Here is a 19,414-nt window from a genome sequence, read left to right on the forward strand (position 1 = left end):
AAATTACCCTTCCTTCTCGATAGTATCTAGGCATTCACGAAGTAACGTACCGTACTCGTACTTACCTGGACATACAAAGGTACACAATGCTAGATCTTCTTCATCCAGTTCAAGCGCACCCAGTGCTTGAGCACTGTCTGTATCACCTGCACATAGATCACGAAGCAGCAGAGTAGGCTCCATATCTAGAGGCATTACGCGTTCGTAGTTGCCAATTGGAACCATTGAACGATCACTACCATTGGTCGTCGTTGTCATATTGAACAACTGACCTTTGAATACGTGACCAAGGAAAGAGCGAGTTACCGAGAACTTATTCTTACCAGGCATTGCCCAGCCAAATAGTTCTTTCTCACGGCCTTCACGTAATACAGAAACCTGTTGATGGTAACGGCCAAGATATGCGTGTGGACCAGTTGCATGTGTACCTGTCAGTACAGAACCAGAAATCACACGAACTTCGCCAGGCATCAGCTCGTTATCTGTTAGGTCATCCAAGCTTGCACCGATTACGGTACGAACTAGACGAGGGTTATTCACAACTGGACCAGCTAGAGACACAACACGATCTGTGTATAGCTCACCAGTTAGGAACAGCTTACCGAACGCGATAACGTCTTGGTAGTTGATGCTCCATGCCACATTTTCTGCATTCACTGGGTATAGGAAATGCATGTGGGTGCCAGCAAGACCTGCTGGGTGAGGGCCATCGAAGACGTGTTCTTCTACGTTAGACTGTGAAGAGCGTGGCAAACTAGTGCCAGATTTACATACGTAAACCTTGCCTTCTGTCAGGGCTGAAAGAATGTCTAGACCAGCAATGAATGCTTCTTGTTGCTCATTAATGATCAACTCAGGCTTAGCTGCTAGTGGATTAGTATCCATTGCAGTTACGAAAATAGCCTTAGTAGAAGACTCGATTGCAGGAACCTTGCTAAACGGACGAGTACGTAAAGCGGTCCATAGGCCAGAGTCAACCAACTGAGTCTTGATCACTTCACGATCTAGACCTGAAAGTTGAGCGGCTTCGAACTTATCAAATGTCACCTGCTCTTCACCTGCCACTTCAATCACTACAGATTGAAGGACACGTTTAGCGCCACGGTTAACTTCGATCACTTTACCGGCTGCTGGTGCAGTAAATTTCACGCCAGGGTTCTTTTTATCTTCAAAAAGAACTTGCGCTTTTTTCACTTCATCACCAACGCGGACATGCATGGTAGGACGCATGCCAACGTACTCTTCGCCAAGCAAGGCGACTTTTTTGATGGTCTTACCATCATTAATCACCTGGGATGGAGTTCCTGCGATAGGAAGATCCAAGCCCTTCTTTATTGTAATCATACGCACTTGCACTACTTTTATCGGGAAAAAGATTCTTTTGATTGCGTAACTTTTAGACACGACATCAGTGTCCGGTTTTGATGTTGTTTTAAACATCAAAATCGCAACATCCTATTAAAAATCTCGTCACAAGGAATACGCGAGATTTATCAGGTGCCGTAGTCTAGCATTTTTTAGGAACTTGATGCCATGACCAATCATTAGAATAGAGGGGTTATTTCGGTAGAATCAGGTCTAAAAGGTCAAAGAATAGTCATAACTTTGACCGATCGCACAAATGCCATATTCCATACATATCTTATGGAAAAGTCATATTCATCGCCTGAAATACCCTGCAATTTTCATTCATTTGTTGAAACACTGTTAACACATTTTTTAACCAGAATTTGTGCCACATCAATGCCCCTAAAGAATGTAAAACGAAAAAAGATGGCCTTAGCCACCTTTTCTCTGCACCTTTATATTTTGCGTCTTTAGTGACCGCCACCCATACACATAGGGCTATCAGGAGCGCCATCTTGTTCTCGCTTCCACTCTTCATCAGTGTATGTATGGATAGCTAGTGCATGAATGTGGTTATCTAGCTCATCTGCCAAAATTTGATGAACTTGGCGATGGCGTCCAATCAAACGCTGTCCCGCGAACGAATCACTCACAACAATCACTTTGAAGTGACTCTCCGAGCCTGGTGGCACATTATGCATGTAGCTCTCATTAATCACTTTGAGATAGCTTGGTTGCAGCTCACTGTGTAGTTTCTTCTCTATGATTTCTTGGATCATATTCGTTCCTCATTGATGCGAATTCCATAAGTATATACCTAAGTAAAGCAGACGTGTATCACTCAAACATCACTCTCATTATTGATGCATTTTACGTTCAACTGATTTCAAAGCGCTTGACGCTATGAACATGCCTAGAGAGCGAGCACCACTGAACACGTAAAATTTGACAGCTTTTTGTATCTCGACACGTCATCATTTGCGACAATAACACTTAATTTCTAAATCAACTTACATTTAGCTATGAAAACCGAACTGAATCTTCACGAGCGAAGCCTAACACTTTATCGTTTCCCAAAACGCAGCAATGAAACTCTACAGGCGTGGGATGCCGGTGATGAGTATCTTATTAATCATGTTGAAGAACTTGCTTTGCCAAACAATCAAAACATCCTCGTGATTAATGACAGCTTTGGTGCCCTCTCCTGCTGGTTTTCAGAAAAGCACCATGTGACGCTAATGAGTGATTCATTCATTTCTCATAAAGGTGTGCAGCAGAACCTTGAGCAAAACCAGTGCAATAAGGTAGCGTTTTCAACCACGATGGACCCCGTACCTTCCAATACTGATCTCGTATTGCTGCAACTGCCAAAAAGTAACCGTCACCTCGTTTGGATACTCAGTCAGTTAAAAAAAGCACTGCCTGCATCCTGCCCCATCATTGCAGTTAATAAAGCGAAAGACATTCATACTTCAACGCTAAAACTGTTTGAAAAATACTTGGGTGAGACAAAAACATCTCTGGCATGGAAAAAGCACCGATTGGTATTTGCTCAAGCAACGGTTGAACCAACAATTGAAGTGAGCCCTTTCACTACTTGGCGCGTTGATGGCGAAGATATCGAACTCAAGAACATGCCAAATGTCTATTCAGGAGAAAGCTTAGATTTAGGTGCGCGTTTTATGCTGCAGCACCTACCTCAAGACCCATTGGTAGATAATGTTATCGATCTCGGTTGCGGTAATGGTGTTCTGTCTGTGAAGTTTGGTCAGCTGAATCCGAATGCTCGATTAACATGTGTTGATGAAAGCTTTATGGCGCTTGAGTCCGCGAAGCAGAACCTGCTAGATAACCTTGGTAAAGATAGAGACATACAGTGTGTTGCAAACAATTGTTTGGACGGTTTTAAACACAACAGCTGCTCTATGATTATGTGTAACCCACCCTTTCACCAACAGCAGGCAATCACCGATCATATTGCTTGGCAAATGTTCTGTGATGCAAAGCAAGTATTAAGTGAAGGTGGTAAGTTACTGGTGATTGGAAATCGTCATCTTGGTTACGACGCAAAACTAAAACGGCTGTTTGGCGATAAGAATGTGAAACTTATCGCTTCCAACAATAAGTTTGTGATTTTACAGGCCACAAAAAATCCTGCTAAATTAAGCGCAAAATAAGCTTTAGCAAAATAGTTAAAAGGAATAATAAAATGAGAAAATTGGTACTTGCGGCTTCGGTTGCGTTGCTTGCTGCGTGTTCAGCTCCTCAACAGCCTCAGCTGAATTTGATGCCAGAAAGCACACTGAGCACCAATCCAATTGTTCAAGGCAAGACTTACAGCTTGACCAGCAAAGATGTACGTGCAGCGCAGTACGTGGCGTTGGTGGATAACGGCCGTTCGAACATTCTTCCTCTTCATGCTAAACAGAATTTACGTATTGCGTTAGAAGAAGCATTAGAGAAGCAGTTTTTATCTCAGGGCTTCCATGCCGATCTAAACAGCAACAATGCAATTGAATTAAACGTTCAAGAAGCATTAGTTAACGTAAAACATTCGGTGATGGAAAATGAGATGGATGCGAAAGTCGTGCTTGAAATCACCGCAGAAACACCAGAAGGTAAACTGGTCAAAACTTACACAGGCACTGCGAAGCGTTCTGGCACATTGAGTGCGTCTGATGCCGACATTGAGCAAACACTGAATGATGTAGTGACATTAACACTTAAAGAAATTGCCAATGATCCTGAGCTTCGTCAATACATGCAGGAGCGTTTCTAATGTTACGCAAGGCAATTCTTTCTCTCGCGCTACTCAGCTGCAGCGTTTGGGCTGGACCAAAAGTGGCGTTTGAAACAACGTTAGGTTCATTTACTGTCGAACTGAATGAAGATAAAGCGCCGATTACGGTAGCGAACTTCCTGAAATATGTAGAAGACGGTAGCTATGAAGGCACTATTTTTCACCGCGTTATTCCAGGCTTTATGGCGCAAGGTGGTGGCTTTAACCAAGATATGCAAATGGTGAAGACTTACGCTCCAATCAAAAACGAGGGTAATAACGGTTTAAATAACGACCGTGCGACGATTGCAATGGCACGCACCAACGCGCCTGACTCTGCTACTCGTCAGTTTTTTATCAATTTAGTCGACAATGATTTTCTAAACTACGGCGCTCGTCCACCGGGTTATGCGGTATTTGGCGAGGTCACGGAAGGATTCGACATTATCCAAAAAATGGCAAAACAGCCAACTACGACGACTCGCGGTATGCGTGATGTTCCCGAGACTCAAATCGTCATCACTAAAGCAACACTACTTAAATAGCCAAAACGATAAGCCCTTTGAATAATCGAAGGGCTTTCTCTTTCAACGGCTTCATTTTATTGGATTGATTTATGTCTTCATTACCTTCCATCACTTGGTTGGAAACGGTAAAAAGTTACCTCGATAAACGACTCATGTGGGTTTTCATGTTGGGCTGCTCTAGCGGCTTTCCGTGGGTACTTATCGGTTCAAATATGTCTGGCTGGCTAAAAGACGCTGGTTTGACCCTATCCGCAATAGGCTACTTTGGTAGTGTCTTTGCGGTTTATGCAATTAACTTTCTCTGGGCGCCACTCGTAGACCGGGTGAAGCTACCAGTGCTCTATCGACTACTTGGACAAAGGCGTAGCTGGATTTTCTTCTGTCAAAGTATTGTACTCGTCGCGACGGTATTTATTGCGGGCGTGAATCCAGCAGAGAACTTGGTGTTTGCGTCTCTACTCGCCTTGTGTATTGCAACCGCATCAGCCACACAAGACATTGCGATTGATGCTTTTCGTATTGATACTTTCCCAAAATCAGAAGAATCTAAGCTGCCACAAGCTTCTGCAATGGCGGTCATTGGCTGGTGGACAGGTTATTCATTACCAGGTTATTTAGCGTTTGTTAATGCTGATAGCGTCGGTTGGAATGGCGTGTATTACGGGATGGCGGTGATAGTCGGCATTCTAATGGTTTTTACGATTTTAGTCGGAGAGCCTAAAACTCAACGCGAACAACTTCAGTCTGCCGCTGAACAACGCCACAAAGAAGTGGTTGGTTCAAAAGTCGTGGCTTGGTTTACTGTGACTGTTGTAGAACCTTTCCTTGACTTCTTTAATCGCAATGGCGTCCGTGTCGCGATTACTCTTTTGCTGTTCGTTTTCCTATTCAAAATTGGCGAAGCGTTTTTGGGCAGGATGTCGATCGCGTTCTATAAAGATATTGGTTTTAGTAACGAACAAATTGGTTATTACTCCAAACTGATCGGATGGGGAGCCACTATCTTCTTTACCTTTGTCGGAAGCATGTTCAACGTCAGGTTTGGTATTGTACGTGGATTAATGATCGGCGGTATTGCTATGTCTGCCAGCAACTTGATGTTTGCTTGGATTGCATCGGTAGGCCCAAATGAGCACCTGTATTTAGCAACCATTATTGTCGATAACTTTACGACTGCTTTCTCAACTGTCGCTTTTGTTTCATTTTTGACGATTCTAACCGGACAAGCATTCTCGGCAACTCAGTATGCGTTGCTTGCCTCTTTGGGCAACTTCGGACGAACGACTCTTGCTTCTTTCAGTGGAGAACTGGTGGACTACCTCAATGACTGGAGCACGTTCTTTGTGCTTACCGCTGTTATGGTCGTGCCAAGCTTGATTATGTTGTACTCGCTACGACATTACTTTGATGCTCTATTGGAAAAAGCACGTCACAAGCACTAAGAAGCGCATCAAAAAACCACCGAATTCGGTGGTTTTTGTTTTGCGAGATATGAGATAAGAGGTCTATGGGTATAGCCCTTTGCCAAACATATTAAATATACGTGCCACACCTTGAGTAAAGATCATCGGCTCGGTCAATACGGTTAAACACAAGCAATCTTCTCCGACTTTAGTGTAAGGGCTGTGCTTCACTGACGCGTCTCGAATCATCAAATCGCCCTCTTCATATTGGCCATCCTCATCACTAAACCCACCATGTAGGATCAATGTAGATTCTAAGCCTTTGTGCGTATGTTGAGGGATTTGCACATCTTCTCCGATGTACATTAAGCTAACACGAGCATCTTCCCCTAGATCAATCTGAGCACTGAAAACCTTGCCTCCGTAACTTCTCCATGACCCTACAAGGTCAGAGAAACGCGCTAAGGTTTTGGGAAGCTCAAAGCTCTTTCCTGCAACATTCACTGCGGCAGGATCTCGGATAACGATGTTATCTGTCGCTGGCTCCGCATTGATAATATCATTGAACATATCGTCGAATTCAGGGACATATTCAGAGGGGATGTCGCTCACGATATTCGCTTGGCTGGCTTCGACTTGGTTCACATAAGCTCGGCACTTGGTACATGTTTCTAAATGGGTTGCGACCACAAGACCAGAAACTGCATCAATGCTTCCCGAAGCGTATGCTTCTAACAAGCTGTTATCTGGGTGTTTGTTCATAGTTGCTCCGTATGCATTGAATGCCTTAGCTTTTCTACTGCAAGCCTCAGCCTGGATTTTACGGTACCGAGGGGTATATCAAATAATTCAGCGACCTGCTGATGAGGTAGCTCTTCAAGATACACCGCTTGTAAAACGTCTCTCTGATTTTTCGGTAAAATATCTAAAAATTTAACCACCTGTTCTTTCAACATGTCTTGCTCTGGTGAATAATGATCAACAAGATCTGGTGGATAATATTCTGACGGCCAAATGTCATCAGAATGAATGTGCAACTCCTTACCTTTCTGCTTTCTCAACAGATCAAAGCATAGGTTTCGGATTATGGTGTATATCCAAGTCGATAACGCGCTCTTTTCCCCATCATAGAGGTGCGCTTTCTGCCAAACTGTCGCCATGGTCTCTTGCACCATCTCCATAGCAACTTGCTCATTACCAACATGTTTGTAAGCGAATTGCTTCAGCTTGGGTGCGTAAAAACGGAATACAAAAGCGAACGCATCTTTATCTCGAGCCTTCACTTTGTCCATGTAATCGTTCCAATCACTGCGCCCCAGTTTTTTTGGGCTATCACTCATCATAATCGGCCTTAATTTTAGGGAGGAGTCATCTCCTCCCATTCGTCCTAATCGGTAACGTCATCAACCAACAAGTTGAAGCCACCGTTGTTCCCATCATCAATGGCAACCACCTGATACACAACACCATTCATCACATTGACTGGTGCTGAATCAACAGCAACCGTACTTGGATCGCCTGCCACTGTCACGGTTACATAATAGGTACCTTCAGCGACATATAATCCCTGAACGCTATCTTTGTACGCAAAATTAGCAATAGTTGGATCACTTCCATCTATTCCAGCGCTTGTAGTGAGATAAATATCCACCATTTCCGCTACGGGATTCGCCGCCGCATGTGTCACATTCAGCGTCGCGCTAGTTGCCACTGCACGTCTCATGTCTTCAACAACTAGAGGTTCGATATCAATCGTTGGGCTAACAACACCGACTGCGTAAACACTGTAATCCATTCCGCCCGCAACCATTAATCCGTCAACATCGATAATAGGGTTGGTTGTTGTGCCATCCACGTAAACGTCAATATCGTAAGCGCCAGCATCGAGATCCAAATAACCACGAATCTCTTTGAACGCTAAGTCGGCAAGAGGACCGAAGGCCGCCCCGTTAACGTTGACATCGACGATTGGCGCTCCATCGACAAGATGTCCAACTCTTACTTCAGCTTGGCTGCCCATATCCTCGATTATAGAAGATCCTGAACCATCCAATACCAACAGCTTAACCGGTGACGTGCTATTTGAATCTCCGGTACTGATAGCGGCAATCGTCAAGTTTGAATTAGCAGCAAGAGATATTGTGCCCGAGTCAAAAGCAACGCTATCCCCAACAGCAAGTCGAACTTGGTACTCACCAGCGGGGATGTTCAATACGTCTGTAGATGCTTTATATGCAAGATTCATAAGCGGTGTCGCGCTAGCAAGATCAGCCCCTGGCTCAGTGACGTAGAGATCAACGGCAGGAACGCCAGACGCTGCATGAACAACTTGAACATCTAAACTATTGGCATCAGCCATTGAATCGGCGCTGCGAGTCACAACTAAAGGTTCTACTGGGTTTGGTGAACCATTGGCATCACCAACAACGAACACGTTGTAATTGAGGTCTGAATCAAGGTCTAGTTCTGTTTTAGGTATTACGGTCGCGGTTTCATCGCCTGGAAGTTGAACATCAACTTGAATGGAGTTCATGCCCTCACGTAACTTCATGTAACCAGAACCCATACCATAATCAACACCTGTCAATGATGATTTATCGTTTATCCACACATTTGCAAGCGGCGCATCAGAAGACGCATGTACTGCTTGCAAATTGGAATACTCGATGGTGTCGCTGTCGGAGCCACACGCCGCCAGTCCTAATGCCGCCACCATAGTTAGCGCAGCTCTGCTAAATCCTTTCATATCCTTGCCTCTTTGTTAGTCGGGGCTTCTATGGCTTCTGTCAGAAATTGCAACGCAGGAATGCAGTTCTCTGCGCCAACGAGCTGTTCGAACAGATTGCAGTCTAAAGGAAGTAATTCAAGCCAGCGCTGGGTCACCCAAGCTGAGTCATCGTAAAAACGATGCTGGTAGAGATTTCCAAGTTGAGGAAACTCTTCATAAACATGGGATAACTGCTTGCTTAAATAGAAGAAATCTGGTGAGTTGTCTGGATGTTGCCAATTTTCTAACCATTCGACCTCTGCATGGCGTAAGCCGTCCGCATCTGCACGAACTCGTTTGACAACAAAGCGTTTCTCACCAGCGACTGTAATACCAAGAAGACCATCACTGAGTGTTTCAAAATCAACGATCCTGACCAAAGTTCCGATAGATGAAACATTTCCCACGTCTTTAGGGTCACCTTCATTACCTACTAGGCAAACTCCAAAACCCACATTTTGTAGGCTGCATTCCTTTACCATTCGCTTATATCGTGGCTCAAAAATGCGCAGATTCATTTTACCTTCAGGGAGTACAACTGAAGTGAGTGGGAATAACATGACTTCTTTCATTCAAACGTCCTCTTTGATTCACCGATACATACGAATCCCTTATCACTCCGATCACTAACGATTTATGTTGGTTAATCGACTGGCTTAAAAAGTCATAAAATCGCTTACGCAAACGATCCAAATCACATATTTATTGCAATCAAATGCAACAAACAAAAAGTTCCGTAAATAAAGATAATTTCGTGACGCAACTCACCAAAAACGTTCAATTTTGCACCCTTTATCACTTTCATTTGGGATTTTTATCGCTATTATTCCCGCCAATTGGAAAGCGCAGCACAGATTGCGTGTTCTGAATCATTACAAACATAGAGAGTCCCCTTATGCGTAAATCACTTTTAGCTCTTAGCCTTCTAGCGGCTACTTCAGCTCCAGTTATGGCGGCAGATTACTCTGACGGCGATATCCACAAAAACGATTACAAGTGGATGCAATTTAACCTAATGGGTGCATTTGACGAACTTCCAGGTGAGTCTTCGCACGACTACCTAGAAATGGAATTCGGCGGCCGCTCTGGTATCTTCGATCTATACGGCTACGTTGATATCTTCAACCTAACTTCAGATAAAGGCAGCGATAAAGCAGGAGATCCTAAGATCTTCATGAAATTTGCACCACGTATGTCTCTAGATGCAGTAACTGGTAAAGATCTATCTTTCGGTCCAGTACAAGAGCTATATGTAGCAACGCTTATTGAGTGGGATGGCACAGATTACAAAACTAATGCATTCTCAGTAAACAACCAAAAAATTGGTATTGGTTCTGACGTAATGGTTCCTTGGTTTGGTAAAGTTGGTGTTAACCTATACGGTACTTACAACGGCAACAAAAAGGATTGGAACGGTTTCCAAATCTCGACTAACTGGTTCAAACCATTCTACTTCTTCGAGAACGGTTCATTCATTTCTTACCAAGGCTACATCGATTACCAATTCGGTATGGATGATGATGCAGGTAACAAATTTGGTTCAACCGCGTCAAACGGTGGTGCAATGTTCAACGGTATCTACTGGCACTCAGACCGCTTCGCAGTGGGTTACGGTCTAAAAGGCTACAAAGACGTGTACGGTATCAAAGATACTGATGGGTTTAAGTCAACTGGCTTTGGCCACTACCTAGCTGTAACTTACAAGTTCTAATTGAACCACTAAGTTTGCTCAAAAATGGCGCCTTTCGGCGCCATTTTTATTTGCTTTCCTTTTTTCCCTCATTATCCTTGCAGCAAACCTTTTTAATGAGAGCGTTTGGTGAATATCCTTATCCTCGGTCCAGGTGCGGTGGGCTCACTCTGGGCAACAAAATTTCAGCTTGCCGGACACAATGTTTCATTGTGGGGAAGAAGTTCAGAGAGACAACAATCACTTCAGTTGGATGACACACCTGCAACCGTATTCAGTAATCAAGATATTTCCTCAGTAAATAAAGCGGATCTCATTTTGATCACGGTAAAAGTTTGGCAAGTGGAAGACGCCATTCAGCCTTTACTGCCTCATATCAACGCTGACACGATTATCATGCTGATGCACAATGGTATGGGTACCGCCTCTGGCGTGGAGAAGGCTCTGCCAAACAATCCGATAGTGCTCGCCACAACGACGCACGGCGCATACAAACCAGATAACCAACACGTACTGCATACCGGTCACGGAACAACGCAAGTGGGTGGTTATAATGACAAAGGAATGCAGTGCGCTTTTCTGCAAGATGTTATGCATCATGCCCTTCCAGAGGCCATTTGGAATCCACACATCCAATCTGCGTTATGGACTAAGTTAGCAATTAACTGCGCGATTAACCCACTGACTGCGATTCACCAGTGTAAGAATGGTGAGCTTGCGCAGCCCGAGTTTAAGATACAACTCGAAAGCATCACTCAAGAACTGGTTGAAGTAATGAGTAAAGAAGGTATTGCTATCGAGTTTCGCTCTCTTTTCGATACGGTAATGCAAGTGGTGAACGCCACAGCTGAGAACTATTCTTCAATGAGACAAGACGTATTCCATCAGCGTCGAACGGAAATTGATTTTATAACCGGATACTTGTTAAAGGCTGCCGAGAAACATCGCATCAATACGCCTGAGAATTTAAAACTTTACCAACGCATCAAACAAATAGAACAAAGCTGGACAGAACAATGAGTAAGAAAATCTTAGTGCCAATCGCTCCGGGCACCGAAGAAATGGAAGCCGTCACCGTTATCGACATGATGGTTCGCGCGGGTTATGACGTTACGGTAGCGAGTGCTGCTTTTGATGGCTCATTGACGATGAAAGCTTCTCGCGGAGTCACACTAACAGCCGATTGTAAGCTGGTCGATATCGCTGATGATGAGTTTGACGCCATAGCGCTTTCTGGTGGTGTTGGTGGTGCAGAAATTTTTCGTGATAGCACGGTGATGATAGAAATCCTTAAGCAGCACATCTACGAGGGAAAGTTGGTCGCTGCTATCTGCGCAGCACCGGCGTTGGTATTGCAACACCATGATCTTTTCCCACAATCACTGATGACCTGTCACCCGAGCTTTCAGTCACATATCCCGGAAGAGAAGTGGCGCAGCAAACGCGTGACCTTTGATATCAACCACAACCTTATCACCAGTCAAGGTCCGGGCACTGCTTTAGAGTTCGCAATGGAAGTAATCATTCAACTCTCAGGTAAAAAACACGCATGGTCAGTTGCTGAACCAATGATCCCTCTGCCTACTCTGCATTACCATAAGCTTGGTGAAGAATAATGTTTGACGTAAATGCTGTACGTGAGCAATTTCCCGCTCTAAATCAATCCGTCAACGATACGCCCTTAGTGTATCTAGATAGCGCAGCGACAACGCAAAAACCGCAATGTGTGATTGATGTCATCAGTCATTACTACAGTGCGCAAAATGCCAATGTTCACCGTGGCAGTCATAGTTTAACGGCTAATGCCACCAGCCAATTTGAAGCGGCACGAGAACGAGTGGCAAACTTTATTGGTGCAAACAGCTCTAAAGAGATCATTTGGACACGGGGCGCAACCGAAGCACTGAACTTAATTGCTCAGACTTACGCCCGCAGCACGTTACAACCGGGTGATGAGATCTTGATTAGCGAGATGGAGCACCACGCTAACATCGTGCCTTGGCAAATCGTGGCAGAGCAAACGGGCGCCAAAGTCATAAAAGTTCCAATGACATCAGATTGCCAGTTCGACATCAGTGCATTTGAGGCGCTTCTGTCTGACCGCTGTAAAATTGTTGCTTGTGCGCAAATCACCAACGTCACGGGCACACGACAACCTATCGAAAAAATCACTGAACTAGCGCACAGCGTTGGCGCGGTTGTTGTGATTGATGGCGCTCAAGGCATCGTCCATGAGCAGCTTGATTTATCGGTATCAGATATCGATTTTTACGTTTTCTCAGGTCACAAACTTTATGCGCCAGCAGGTATTGGCGTTTTATACGGCAAGCTTGAACTTTTGGAAGCCATGCCACCATGGCACGGCGGTGGTAAAATGGTTGAACGCGTTTCGTTCGAGAAAACGACGTTTTCTGCACTTCCTGGTAAATTTGAAGCGGGCACACCAAACGTTGCGGGCGCGATTGCTCTAGCGAAAGCCATTGAGTGGTACCAAGGTTTTGACCATCACGAAGTAGAGGATCATCTCCATGTGCTTCAGGATAAGGCCTACCAAGCACTAAGCGCGTTGGATGACATTCATATTCTAGGCTACCAACCGAACGCCTCTGTACTGACGTTCGTCATGGACGGCGTTCATCACCAAGACATGGCAACGCTGCTCGATCAACAAGGCATTGCGGTACGAGCAGGACACCACTGCGCTCACCCATTGATGGATGCGCTAAATGTGAAAGGCACGGTACGCGTCTCTTTTGGTATTTATAACACGACGAACGATGTGGAAAGACTCATCGCCGCTGTAGAAAAAGCCGTCGACATGCTATAACGCCAACGGTTTGATTTGGAGTAACCAACAAGGTTACTCCATCTGCCTATCCAGAGTCGCCACGCAATTTCTGCCATTTCTTTTCGCAGCATAAAGCGCTTTATCTGCATGCGCATACAAACGTTTGGTGGTTTCATTTCTGCCTATTTCCACCACGCCTACACTCACCGTGACCGGAATTTCAATCTTTTCAAATTCGAACTGACAATTTTGAATATGGGAACGTACTTCCTCTCCTACCTCTTTCGCCGCCGACAGAGAAGTTTCTGGCAAAATAATCGCAAACTCCTCCCCTCCGACTCTTGCGAAAATTTCGTCTTTGACGAGTAAGTGAGAAACCAAATCAGCTAACGTCTCTAAGACATAATCCCCCGCATCATGACCACGTTTATCATTGATAACTTTAAAAAAATCCAAATCAAATAATAACAACGCGGAGTGATAATCCGGAGCTTGGGATTTAATAACTTCTTCTGTGAGCTTTTCGAAAAAAACACGTCGATTGTAGATGTTGGTAAGAGCATCAATTTGGCTTTGATGGCGAAGAAGGGTTTCAACTCGGTGGCGATTGGAGATGTTACGTGTAAGAATAAGGACAACGCGACGACCTCGGTATTTTATAGCGAGTGGGCAATATAATGAACCAGGATCAATAGAATGGTTAATTAACGCTAAAATAGTCGACCATTTGCATATTTTTACCCATATGCAAAAGATGTCTCAACTCAGATACAAAAAACGCCAAACAGCTAGGCTATCCGGCGTTTTTTAAGAATTGGGAAAATGACTCATTACACGGCGGTTTGCTTAATCTGCTCTACAATAGCTTTCAAGCCATTACCACGTGACGGGCTTAAATGTGCAATAAGCCCCAGTTGATCAAAATAAGCATCGATGTCAAATGCTTGAATTTGATCGGCCGTTTTTCCGTCATAAGCCGCCATCACCAAGGCAATCAATCCACGGACGATACGCGCATCGGAGTCCGCACAAAAATGCCAAACGCCATCTTGCTCTTGGCTCACTAACCACACCAAGCTTTCACAACCCGAAACGGTAACTTGTTCTGATTTCAGCTCTTCTGGCATTTGTGGCAGCTTTTTACCCCACTGAATAACCTGACGGTAACGATCTTCCCAGCCTTTAAATTGCTGCATAGTCGCTACAATGTCTTCGCTGGTGATATCTGTACCAAATGGAGAAACGGGAAAATCTGTCATGATGCGCTCTTCTTCTAGTTTACTTCTTATATTTTGAAATCAACTTCTCAACGATTCGCGATACCGCGACAAAGCCAAACGTTGCAGTTACGACAGTCGCCGCACCAAAACCGCTAGCACAATCCATACGTTTTGGGCCTTCCGCTGTCGACTTCACACCACACACTGAACCGTCTGCTTGAGGGTACTTCAACTGCTCGGTTGAAAACACGCAATCAATACCAAACTTACGAGCCGGATTCTTAGGGAAGTTATGATGACGACGCAAGGTGTCTTTGATTTTCTTCGCTAGAGGATCTTGGATCGTTTTCGTTAAGTCAGCGACCATGATCTGCGTTGGGTCAACCTGACCACCAGCGCCCCCCGTAGTGATCACTTTGATCTTGTTGCTGCGGCAATACGCCAACAAAGACGCCTTCGCTTTTACGCTGTCAATCGCATCTAGCACGTAATCAAACTCTTTGCTTAAGTACTCATGTTGATTGTCTGGCGTGATGAAATCATCAATCAGATTAACTTTACACTCTGGGTTGATCAATTTGACACGCTCGGCCATCACTTCAATCTTGCTTTGGCCAACGGTGCCAGTCATCGCATGAATTTGGCGGTTAATGTTCGTGACACAAACATCGTCCATATCAATCAGAGTTAGCTCACCGATCCCCGTACGAGCCAGCGCTTCCACCGCCCATGAACCTACGCCACCAATACCAATCACACAAACGTGTGCAGCGCGAAGAATGTCCACTTCGCTGTTGCCATAAAGACGACGAGTGCCGCCAAAGCGTTGATTGTAGCTGTCAGATGCTGGGGTATCGAGTTCACGCATATTGAAGTCCAGATGATCGATAGAAAAACAAAGAGTGCGATTTATACGCACTCTTTGATGAAATGTCTAGATAAGAGAGTGTTCCTCTCTCTTGGACGACTATTGTAGCTTTTCTGGCGGTAAAGCCCAAGGCGCTTGAGTTGGTGAGTTTTCTAACCCAAGTTTCCACACTCGACCAAAATGCTTGTAGTGCCCTGCTTCCGTTCCTGCTCTCGCACCAATGCCATGATACAGATCCAAATGGTTCTGTTTTACCGCACCACCAGTGTCTAAAACGATCAGCATTCGCAGTTGATGCGCACCACTCCACGTACCATCGGCATTCAGCAGTGGCACTTCCGCCAAGATTGGCGTACCCATTGGTAAGATAGAACGGTCACCCGCGACGGCGGCCATTGGCAACAACGGAATACCAGCCGAGCCTGTTACTGGCGCTTCTGCTTTTGGCGCAAAGAAAACGTAAGAAGGATTTTGCTCCAACAACTCGCGTACTGTTGCGTCGTCGTTGTCCATCACCCACTCTTTAATCGCTTTGAGAGACATTTTTTCACGCGGCACTTCACCACGTTCAATCAAAATGCGGCCAATACTGACATAAGCTTTGTTGTTTTTACCCGCGTACGCAAAGTACTCCAACGTATCATCATCTTCAAAATGCACGTAGCCACTGCCTTGTACTTCCATCATAAATGGGTCGATACGATTAGGCGCGTAACCTAGCACCAAACCTTGTCCATCTAGTGCTCCATTGTAGATCTCCGCGCGAGTCGGACAATCTGATGAGCAGTTTGGCTTGCCATAAACTGGGTACTTAAAAATGTCGTTTGGTGTATGACGCAGTTCCATCACGGGAGAGAAGTATCCGGTAAACAACACATTACCTTTTTTATCACCACCACCCAATTGCGCGGCTTGAATGCCAAACGCACTCAACGCACTGGTATCTCCGCTCTGTTGCGCCCACTCACTTAATCGTTGATATAGCGGTTGGTACATCTTCGCCATGGATGGTGACTTTATCACCACTTGCTCAGCTTGCTTGTTAAATTCAGTAAAATCGCGTGGTTTGTTAGACTCAACCACATCCACTTGATTGAGGATCTGAGGAAACTCACCATCAAGATATTGCTGAGCACGTTCATTTTGTTGAGCACAGCCAAAAAGTAGGCTCAAAGAGATAATAGGAAGGAGTTTTTTTAACACGTGTCTTTTCCGTAAAAGAGAATAGCAAAAGGATGGCAAACAAATGCATACGGTGCAATTGAAAAGCAACGACAAAATGTTTCAACGCTAAGCCAATCCGTTCACTCGTTGTGAATTCATTCAGTTAATGCAACATGATAGCAGCGGAAGAATTACGGAATTGTCCGGATTATGTTTGGAAGTAAAATTTACTGATTGAGAGATGAAGTTGTGATCATCCATGTGACTCACAGACGCAAGGACTCTCAGCTTAAGAGACAATAATAAAAACGACTATCTTACCGCAATCCTTGCTCGACCCTCTAAACGGAATACAGGTAGATAATGCGCATTGGCATCCAGCTTCATTTCTGCATGCTGCTTACCCACAAAATTGAAGTGCCGCTCATTTGAACCCACTCGATACGAAAACGAATCCCCATCGAATTCAAAACTGGTCGCCACTGTAGAACCATTTACGGTAACACCGCGCTCACTCAACACAAATTCTTCACGAGCATAAGGCGCAACATCTTGCTCAACCCAGCGACCATAAATAGTCGATTTGGGAATGGGCGGATTAATGGTTCGAGTAATCAAATCACTATACAGCATGCACACGACAACGGTTCCAACTATCGCTATAAGCATGAGAGAACGCTCTAGCCACTTACGAAGCATTGATTTAGATGACGTTTTTGACAGATTTGAAGCAGTGATCGCAGCATTCTTATTAACAACAGAAGACATGAGGTTCACGTATTGAGAAAAGACGCGCTCATTGTAACTCTCCCCTTCAACGGGACCAAGAACCTACCTCAATATGTTTGTGCTTTATTCCAAAATTTCACCTTGCCACCAAGTGAATAAAAAGGCATTATTTTGACATAATTAAACAAAGGAATGGCTGTAGTGAAAATTCGTAGTACTGCTCTCGTAAAAGGATTCCGTCAATCAACACCTTATGTCAATGCTCACCGCGGAAAAACCATGGTGATCATGCTGGGCGGAGAAGCCGTCGCACACAAAAATTTTGGCAATATTATTAATGATATCGCACTCATGCACAGCCTCGGAATTAAAGTCGTGGTGGTGTATGGTGCACGTCCTCAAATTAATCAGCTGCTAGAAAAACAAGACCTCACTACGCCTTACCACAAAAATATCCGCATTACGGATGAATCGGCTTTATCTGTTGTTATGCAAGCTGCCGGACAACTTCAACTTGCGATTACTGCGCGCCTATCAATGAGCCTCAACAACACTCCGATGGCAGGCACCCAGCTCAATGTCGTTAGCGGAAACTACATCATTGCTCAGCCACTCGGCGTTGATGACGGGGTGGATTATTGCCATAGTGGACGCATTCGCCGCATTGACACCGACGCGATTAATCGCACGCTAGACCAAGGCTCTATTGTGCTACTTGGCCCCATTGCGAGCTCCGTGACTGGCGAGTGTTTTAACTTACTTTCTGAAGAAGTCGCGACGCAACTGGCGATCAAGTTGGGCGCAGACAAACTGATTGGTTTCTGTTCAGAACAAGGTGTCATTGATGACAACGGTAATGCTGTCGCCGAGTTGCTGCCAATTGAGGCGGAACATGTCATCAAGACGCTCTCTGAAAATACGTCTCCTGACCTAGATTACAACACTGGAACACTGCGCTTTCTTAAAGGCTCTATTGCCGCTTGTCGTGCCGGAGTGCCTCGTAGCCACTTGATCAGCTATAAAGTGGATGGAGCCTTAATTCAGGAGTTGTTCTCTTTCGACGGTATCGGAACCCAAGTCGTTATGGCGAGCGCTGAACAAGTGAGGCAAGCCAATATTGACGATATTGGCGGTATCTTAGACCTCATTCGTCCTCTAGAAGAACAAGGCGTACTCGTTCGTCGCTCTCGAGAGCAGCTAGAACAAGAGATTGGAAAGTTTACCATTATCGAAAAGGACGGTTTGATTATTGGCTGCGCTGCCCTTTATCCGTACCCAGAAGAGCGTAAAGCTGAGATGGCTTGCGTAGCGATTCACCCTGACTATCGTGATGGGAACCGAGGTTTGTTACTGCTCAACTACATGAAACATCGCTCAAAATCCGAAACCATTGATCAAATCTTTGTCCTCACGACACACAGTCTGCATTGGTTCAGAGAACAAGGTTTTTACGAAGTCAGTGTCGACTATTTACCTGGAGCCAAACAAGGGTTATATAACTTCCAGCGTAAGTCAAAAATCTTAGCGCTAGATTTGTAGCTTAACCTTAAATCACGAAGCAAAATTTAACGCTCCGCTATACCAAAACCTCAAGGTGCGGGATTCTGCTCATTGACGCTCAATCCTGCACATCAAGTTTGTTTTGGAGTAAGGCCTCACATAAATCCTGCTTCGAGCTAGCGAGTCATCATGTAAACACCAACTTAGAAATGCGCAAACCATTGCTTAATTTTCGTTCCAATTTTATCTTTTAAATATACATTTGGTTGGCTATACTCTGCTCGCTAGTGATTGGTTTTTAACCAATACGAATGGATCTAGGTGATGTAATGTAGCCTTCACCCTAAAATACTGGGCAATTGAAAAACTAGTTAGCTCCGTATTGCGTACCAAGGACAGTTGTTAATCTGACTTTAAATAAGCCGAGACGAGCACTGTTATGAGAACAATCATTTGTAATTCGCTTCAAAGCTTCTGGGATATGGCTGACAATCAGTTTTTAGAAGGCCTAGACGTCCACTGTGTTTTCCCCGTAAATGACGCTGTCCGAGATTTTATTCTTGCTTATCAACAGCAATACAAAATACGCAGCGTGTCTTTTACCAATGCGTTTGCAAAACATGCATAAAAGA

General features: G+C 44.7%; 21 protein-coding genes. 10 read left to right on the forward strand and 11 right to left on the reverse strand.

The window, feature by feature from the left end; translation table 11 throughout:
* Window positions 1-3 precede the first annotated feature (3 nt).
* Both FKN16_RS17415 and bolA read right to left on the reverse strand, forming a co-directional pair.
* The gene (locus FKN16_RS17415) at window positions 4-1,344 is read right to left on the reverse strand and encodes a Na(+)-translocating NADH-quinone reductase subunit A (protein WP_041853022.1); all 1,341 of its coding nucleotides are present in this window, start codon (window positions 1,342-1,344) and stop codon (window positions 4-6) included.
* A 473-nt stretch (window positions 1,345-1,817) separates the two neighbouring features.
* Window positions 1,818-2,126 carry a transcriptional regulator BolA gene (gene bolA / locus FKN16_RS17420; protein ID WP_005380262.1) on the reverse strand — a complete coding sequence of 103 codons (309 nt, stop codon included), beginning with the start codon at window positions 2,124-2,126 and terminating at the stop codon, window positions 1,818-1,820.
* A 243-nt stretch (window positions 2,127-2,369) separates the two neighbouring features.
* Between bolA and FKN16_RS17425 the strand changes: the two genes are divergently transcribed.
* From FKN16_RS17425 to FKN16_RS17440, 4 genes are all read left to right on the forward strand, one after another.
* Complete coding sequence (locus FKN16_RS17425; RefSeq protein ID WP_170903224.1) at window positions 2,370-3,524, forward strand: methyltransferase; 1,155 nt, start codon at window positions 2,370-2,372, stop codon at window positions 3,522-3,524.
* A gap of 32 nt (window positions 3,525-3,556) precedes the next feature.
* On the forward strand, window positions 3,557-4,126 hold the full coding sequence (locus FKN16_RS17430; RefSeq protein ID WP_170903225.1) for a YajG family lipoprotein: 570 nt from the start codon (window positions 3,557-3,559) through the stop codon (window positions 4,124-4,126).
* Window positions 4,126-4,671, forward strand: coding sequence for a peptidylprolyl isomerase (locus FKN16_RS17435; RefSeq protein ID WP_053809811.1), 546 nt, complete (start codon window positions 4,126-4,128; stop codon window positions 4,669-4,671). The genes FKN16_RS17430 and FKN16_RS17435 overlap by 1 nt, the downstream gene beginning before the upstream one ends.
* 71 nt (window positions 4,672-4,742) lie before the next feature.
* Window positions 4,743-6,095: an MFS transporter gene (locus tag FKN16_RS17440; protein WP_006742554.1), complete on the forward strand. Its 1,353-nt coding sequence runs from the start codon at window positions 4,743-4,745 to the stop codon at window positions 6,093-6,095.
* Window positions 6,096-6,158: 63 nt separating this feature from the next.
* Here the strand turns inward: FKN16_RS17440 and FKN16_RS17445 are convergent, their stop codons facing one another.
* The 4 genes from FKN16_RS17445 to FKN16_RS17460 are packed head-to-tail and all read right to left on the reverse strand — an operon-like array spanning window position 6,159 to window position 9,395.
* Window positions 6,159-6,818, reverse strand: a complete 660-nt coding sequence (locus tag FKN16_RS17445; protein WP_006742555.1) for a ChrR family anti-sigma-E factor — start codon at window positions 6,816-6,818, stop codon at window positions 6,159-6,161.
* Window positions 6,815-7,399: an RNA polymerase sigma factor gene (locus tag FKN16_RS17450; protein ID WP_005380255.1), complete on the reverse strand. Its 585-nt coding sequence runs from the start codon at window positions 7,397-7,399 to the stop codon at window positions 6,815-6,817. Before FKN16_RS17450 ends, FKN16_RS17445 begins: the two co-directional genes overlap by 4 nt.
* A gap of 44 nt (window positions 7,400-7,443) precedes the next feature.
* On the reverse strand, window positions 7,444-8,802 hold the full coding sequence (locus FKN16_RS17455; protein WP_046874987.1) for a DUF4397 domain-containing protein: 1,359 nt from the start codon (window positions 8,800-8,802) through the stop codon (window positions 7,444-7,446).
* Window positions 8,799-9,395, reverse strand: a complete 597-nt coding sequence (locus FKN16_RS17460) for an LON peptidase substrate-binding domain-containing protein (RefSeq protein ID WP_053809813.1) — start codon at window positions 9,393-9,395, stop codon at window positions 8,799-8,801. Before FKN16_RS17460 ends, FKN16_RS17455 begins: the two co-directional genes overlap by 4 nt.
* 323 nt (window positions 9,396-9,718) lie before the next feature.
* Between FKN16_RS17460 and FKN16_RS17465 the strand changes: the two genes are divergently transcribed.
* The 4 genes from FKN16_RS17465 to csdA all read left to right on the forward strand — a co-directional run bounded on the left by FKN16_RS17465 (window position 9,719) and on the right by csdA (window position 13,340).
* Window positions 9,719-10,534, forward strand: coding sequence for an outer membrane protein OmpK (locus FKN16_RS17465; protein ID WP_109169582.1), 816 nt, complete (start codon window positions 9,719-9,721; stop codon window positions 10,532-10,534).
* A gap of 108 nt (window positions 10,535-10,642) precedes the next feature.
* On the forward strand, window positions 10,643-11,533 hold the full coding sequence (gene panE, locus FKN16_RS17470) for a 2-dehydropantoate 2-reductase (protein ID WP_170903227.1): 891 nt from the start codon (window positions 10,643-10,645) through the stop codon (window positions 11,531-11,533).
* On the forward strand, window positions 11,530-12,129 hold the full coding sequence (locus tag FKN16_RS17475) for a DJ-1 family glyoxalase III (RefSeq protein ID WP_006742560.1): 600 nt from the start codon (window positions 11,530-11,532) through the stop codon (window positions 12,127-12,129). Before panE ends, FKN16_RS17475 begins: the two co-directional genes overlap by 4 nt.
* Window positions 12,129-13,340 carry a cysteine desulfurase CsdA gene (csdA, locus tag FKN16_RS17480; RefSeq protein ID WP_104970874.1) on the forward strand — a complete coding sequence of 404 codons (1,212 nt, stop codon included), beginning with the start codon at window positions 12,129-12,131 and terminating at the stop codon, window positions 13,338-13,340. Before FKN16_RS17475 ends, csdA begins: the two co-directional genes overlap by 1 nt.
* A gap of 33 nt (window positions 13,341-13,373) precedes the next feature.
* Here the strand turns inward: csdA and FKN16_RS17485 are convergent, their stop codons facing one another.
* The 5 genes from FKN16_RS17485 to FKN16_RS17505 all read right to left on the reverse strand — a co-directional run bounded on the left by FKN16_RS17485 (window position 13,374) and on the right by FKN16_RS17505 (window position 17,321).
* The gene (locus tag FKN16_RS17485) at window positions 13,374-14,057 is read right to left on the reverse strand and encodes a GGDEF domain-containing protein (protein ID WP_346341434.1); all 684 of its coding nucleotides are present in this window, start codon (window positions 14,055-14,057) and stop codon (window positions 13,374-13,376) included.
* Between the two features lie 74 nt (window positions 14,058-14,131).
* A complete protein-coding gene (gene csdE, locus FKN16_RS17490; protein ID WP_046874993.1) occupies window positions 14,132-14,560 on the reverse strand; it encodes a cysteine desulfurase sulfur acceptor subunit CsdE in 429 nt (142 codons plus the stop codon).
* Window positions 14,561-14,579: 19 nt separating this feature from the next.
* Entirely contained in the window at window positions 14,580-15,389 is an 810-nt protein-coding gene (tcdA, locus tag FKN16_RS17495; protein WP_005380241.1) for a tRNA cyclic N6-threonylcarbamoyladenosine(37) synthase TcdA, read from the reverse strand.
* Between the two features lie 99 nt (window positions 15,390-15,488).
* Entirely contained in the window at window positions 15,489-16,592 is a 1,104-nt protein-coding gene (mltA, locus tag FKN16_RS17500) for a murein transglycosylase A (protein ID WP_170903229.1), read from the reverse strand.
* Window positions 16,593-16,865: 273 nt separating this feature from the next.
* Window positions 16,866-17,321, reverse strand: a complete 456-nt coding sequence (locus FKN16_RS17505) for a DUF2850 domain-containing protein (protein ID WP_065645491.1) — start codon at window positions 17,319-17,321, stop codon at window positions 16,866-16,868.
* 162 nt (window positions 17,322-17,483) lie between these two features.
* On the opposite strand from FKN16_RS17505, the gene argA reads away from it, so the two are divergent.
* Together argA and FKN16_RS17515 are read left to right on the forward strand one after the other, a co-directional pair.
* Window positions 17,484-18,821 (forward strand): amino-acid N-acetyltransferase, encoded by a 1,338-nt coding sequence (gene argA / locus FKN16_RS17510; RefSeq protein WP_012841478.1) that lies wholly within the window; start codon window positions 17,484-17,486, stop codon window positions 18,819-18,821.
* Between the two features lie 400 nt (window positions 18,822-19,221).
* Entirely contained in the window at window positions 19,222-19,410 is a 189-nt protein-coding gene (locus FKN16_RS17515; RefSeq protein WP_074191720.1) for a hypothetical protein, read from the forward strand.
* The last annotated feature ends 4 nt before the right edge of the window (window positions 19,411-19,414 follow it).

Origin of the sequence: Vibrio sp. 11-4(1) (genome assembly GCF_013048625.1) — a bacterium.
Lineage (GTDB): Bacteria > Pseudomonadota > Gammaproteobacteria > Enterobacterales > Vibrionaceae > Vibrio > Vibrio diabolicus.

Excerpts from the sequence above, each read along its gene's own strand:
- FKN16_RS17415 (WP_041853022.1), bottom strand. The coding sequence starts at position 1,344 with ATGATTACAATAAAGAAGGGCTTGGATCTTCCTATCGCAGGAACTCCA.
- bolA (WP_005380262.1), bottom strand. The coding sequence starts at position 2,126 with ATGATCCAAGAAATCATAGAGAAGAAACTACACAGTGAGCTGCAACCA.
- FKN16_RS17425 (WP_170903224.1), top strand. The coding sequence starts at position 2,370 with ATGAAAACCGAACTGAATCTTCACGAGCGAAGCCTAACACTTTATCGT.
- FKN16_RS17430 (WP_170903225.1), top strand. The coding sequence starts at position 3,557 with ATGAGAAAATTGGTACTTGCGGCTTCGGTTGCGTTGCTTGCTGCGTGT.
- FKN16_RS17435 (WP_053809811.1), top strand. The coding sequence starts at position 4,126 with ATGTTACGCAAGGCAATTCTTTCTCTCGCGCTACTCAGCTGCAGCGTT.
- FKN16_RS17440 (WP_006742554.1), top strand. The coding sequence starts at position 4,743 with ATGTCTTCATTACCTTCCATCACTTGGTTGGAAACGGTAAAAAGTTAC.
- FKN16_RS17445 (WP_006742555.1), bottom strand. The coding sequence starts at position 6,818 with ATGAACAAACACCCAGATAACAGCTTGTTAGAAGCATACGCTTCGGGA.
- FKN16_RS17450 (WP_005380255.1), bottom strand. The coding sequence starts at position 7,399 with ATGATGAGTGATAGCCCAAAAAAACTGGGGCGCAGTGATTGGAACGAT.
- FKN16_RS17455 (WP_046874987.1), bottom strand. The coding sequence starts at position 8,802 with ATGAAAGGATTTAGCAGAGCTGCGCTAACTATGGTGGCGGCATTAGGA.
- FKN16_RS17460 (WP_053809813.1), bottom strand. The coding sequence starts at position 9,395 with ATGAAAGAAGTCATGTTATTCCCACTCACTTCAGTTGTACTCCCTGAA.
- FKN16_RS17465 (WP_109169582.1), top strand. The coding sequence starts at position 9,719 with ATGCGTAAATCACTTTTAGCTCTTAGCCTTCTAGCGGCTACTTCAGCT.
- FKN16_RS17475 (WP_006742560.1), top strand. The coding sequence starts at position 11,530 with ATGAGTAAGAAAATCTTAGTGCCAATCGCTCCGGGCACCGAAGAAATG.
- csdA (WP_104970874.1), top strand. The coding sequence starts at position 12,129 with ATGTTTGACGTAAATGCTGTACGTGAGCAATTTCCCGCTCTAAATCAA.
- csdE (WP_046874993.1), bottom strand. The coding sequence starts at position 14,560 with ATGACAGATTTTCCCGTTTCTCCATTTGGTACAGATATCACCAGCGAA.
- tcdA (WP_005380241.1), bottom strand. The coding sequence starts at position 15,389 with ATGCGTGAACTCGATACCCCAGCATCTGACAGCTACAATCAACGCTTT.
- FKN16_RS17505 (WP_065645491.1), bottom strand. The coding sequence starts at position 17,321 with ATGTCTTCTGTTGTTAATAAGAATGCTGCGATCACTGCTTCAAATCTG.
- FKN16_RS17515 (WP_074191720.1), top strand. The coding sequence starts at position 19,222 with ATGAGAACAATCATTTGTAATTCGCTTCAAAGCTTCTGGGATATGGCT.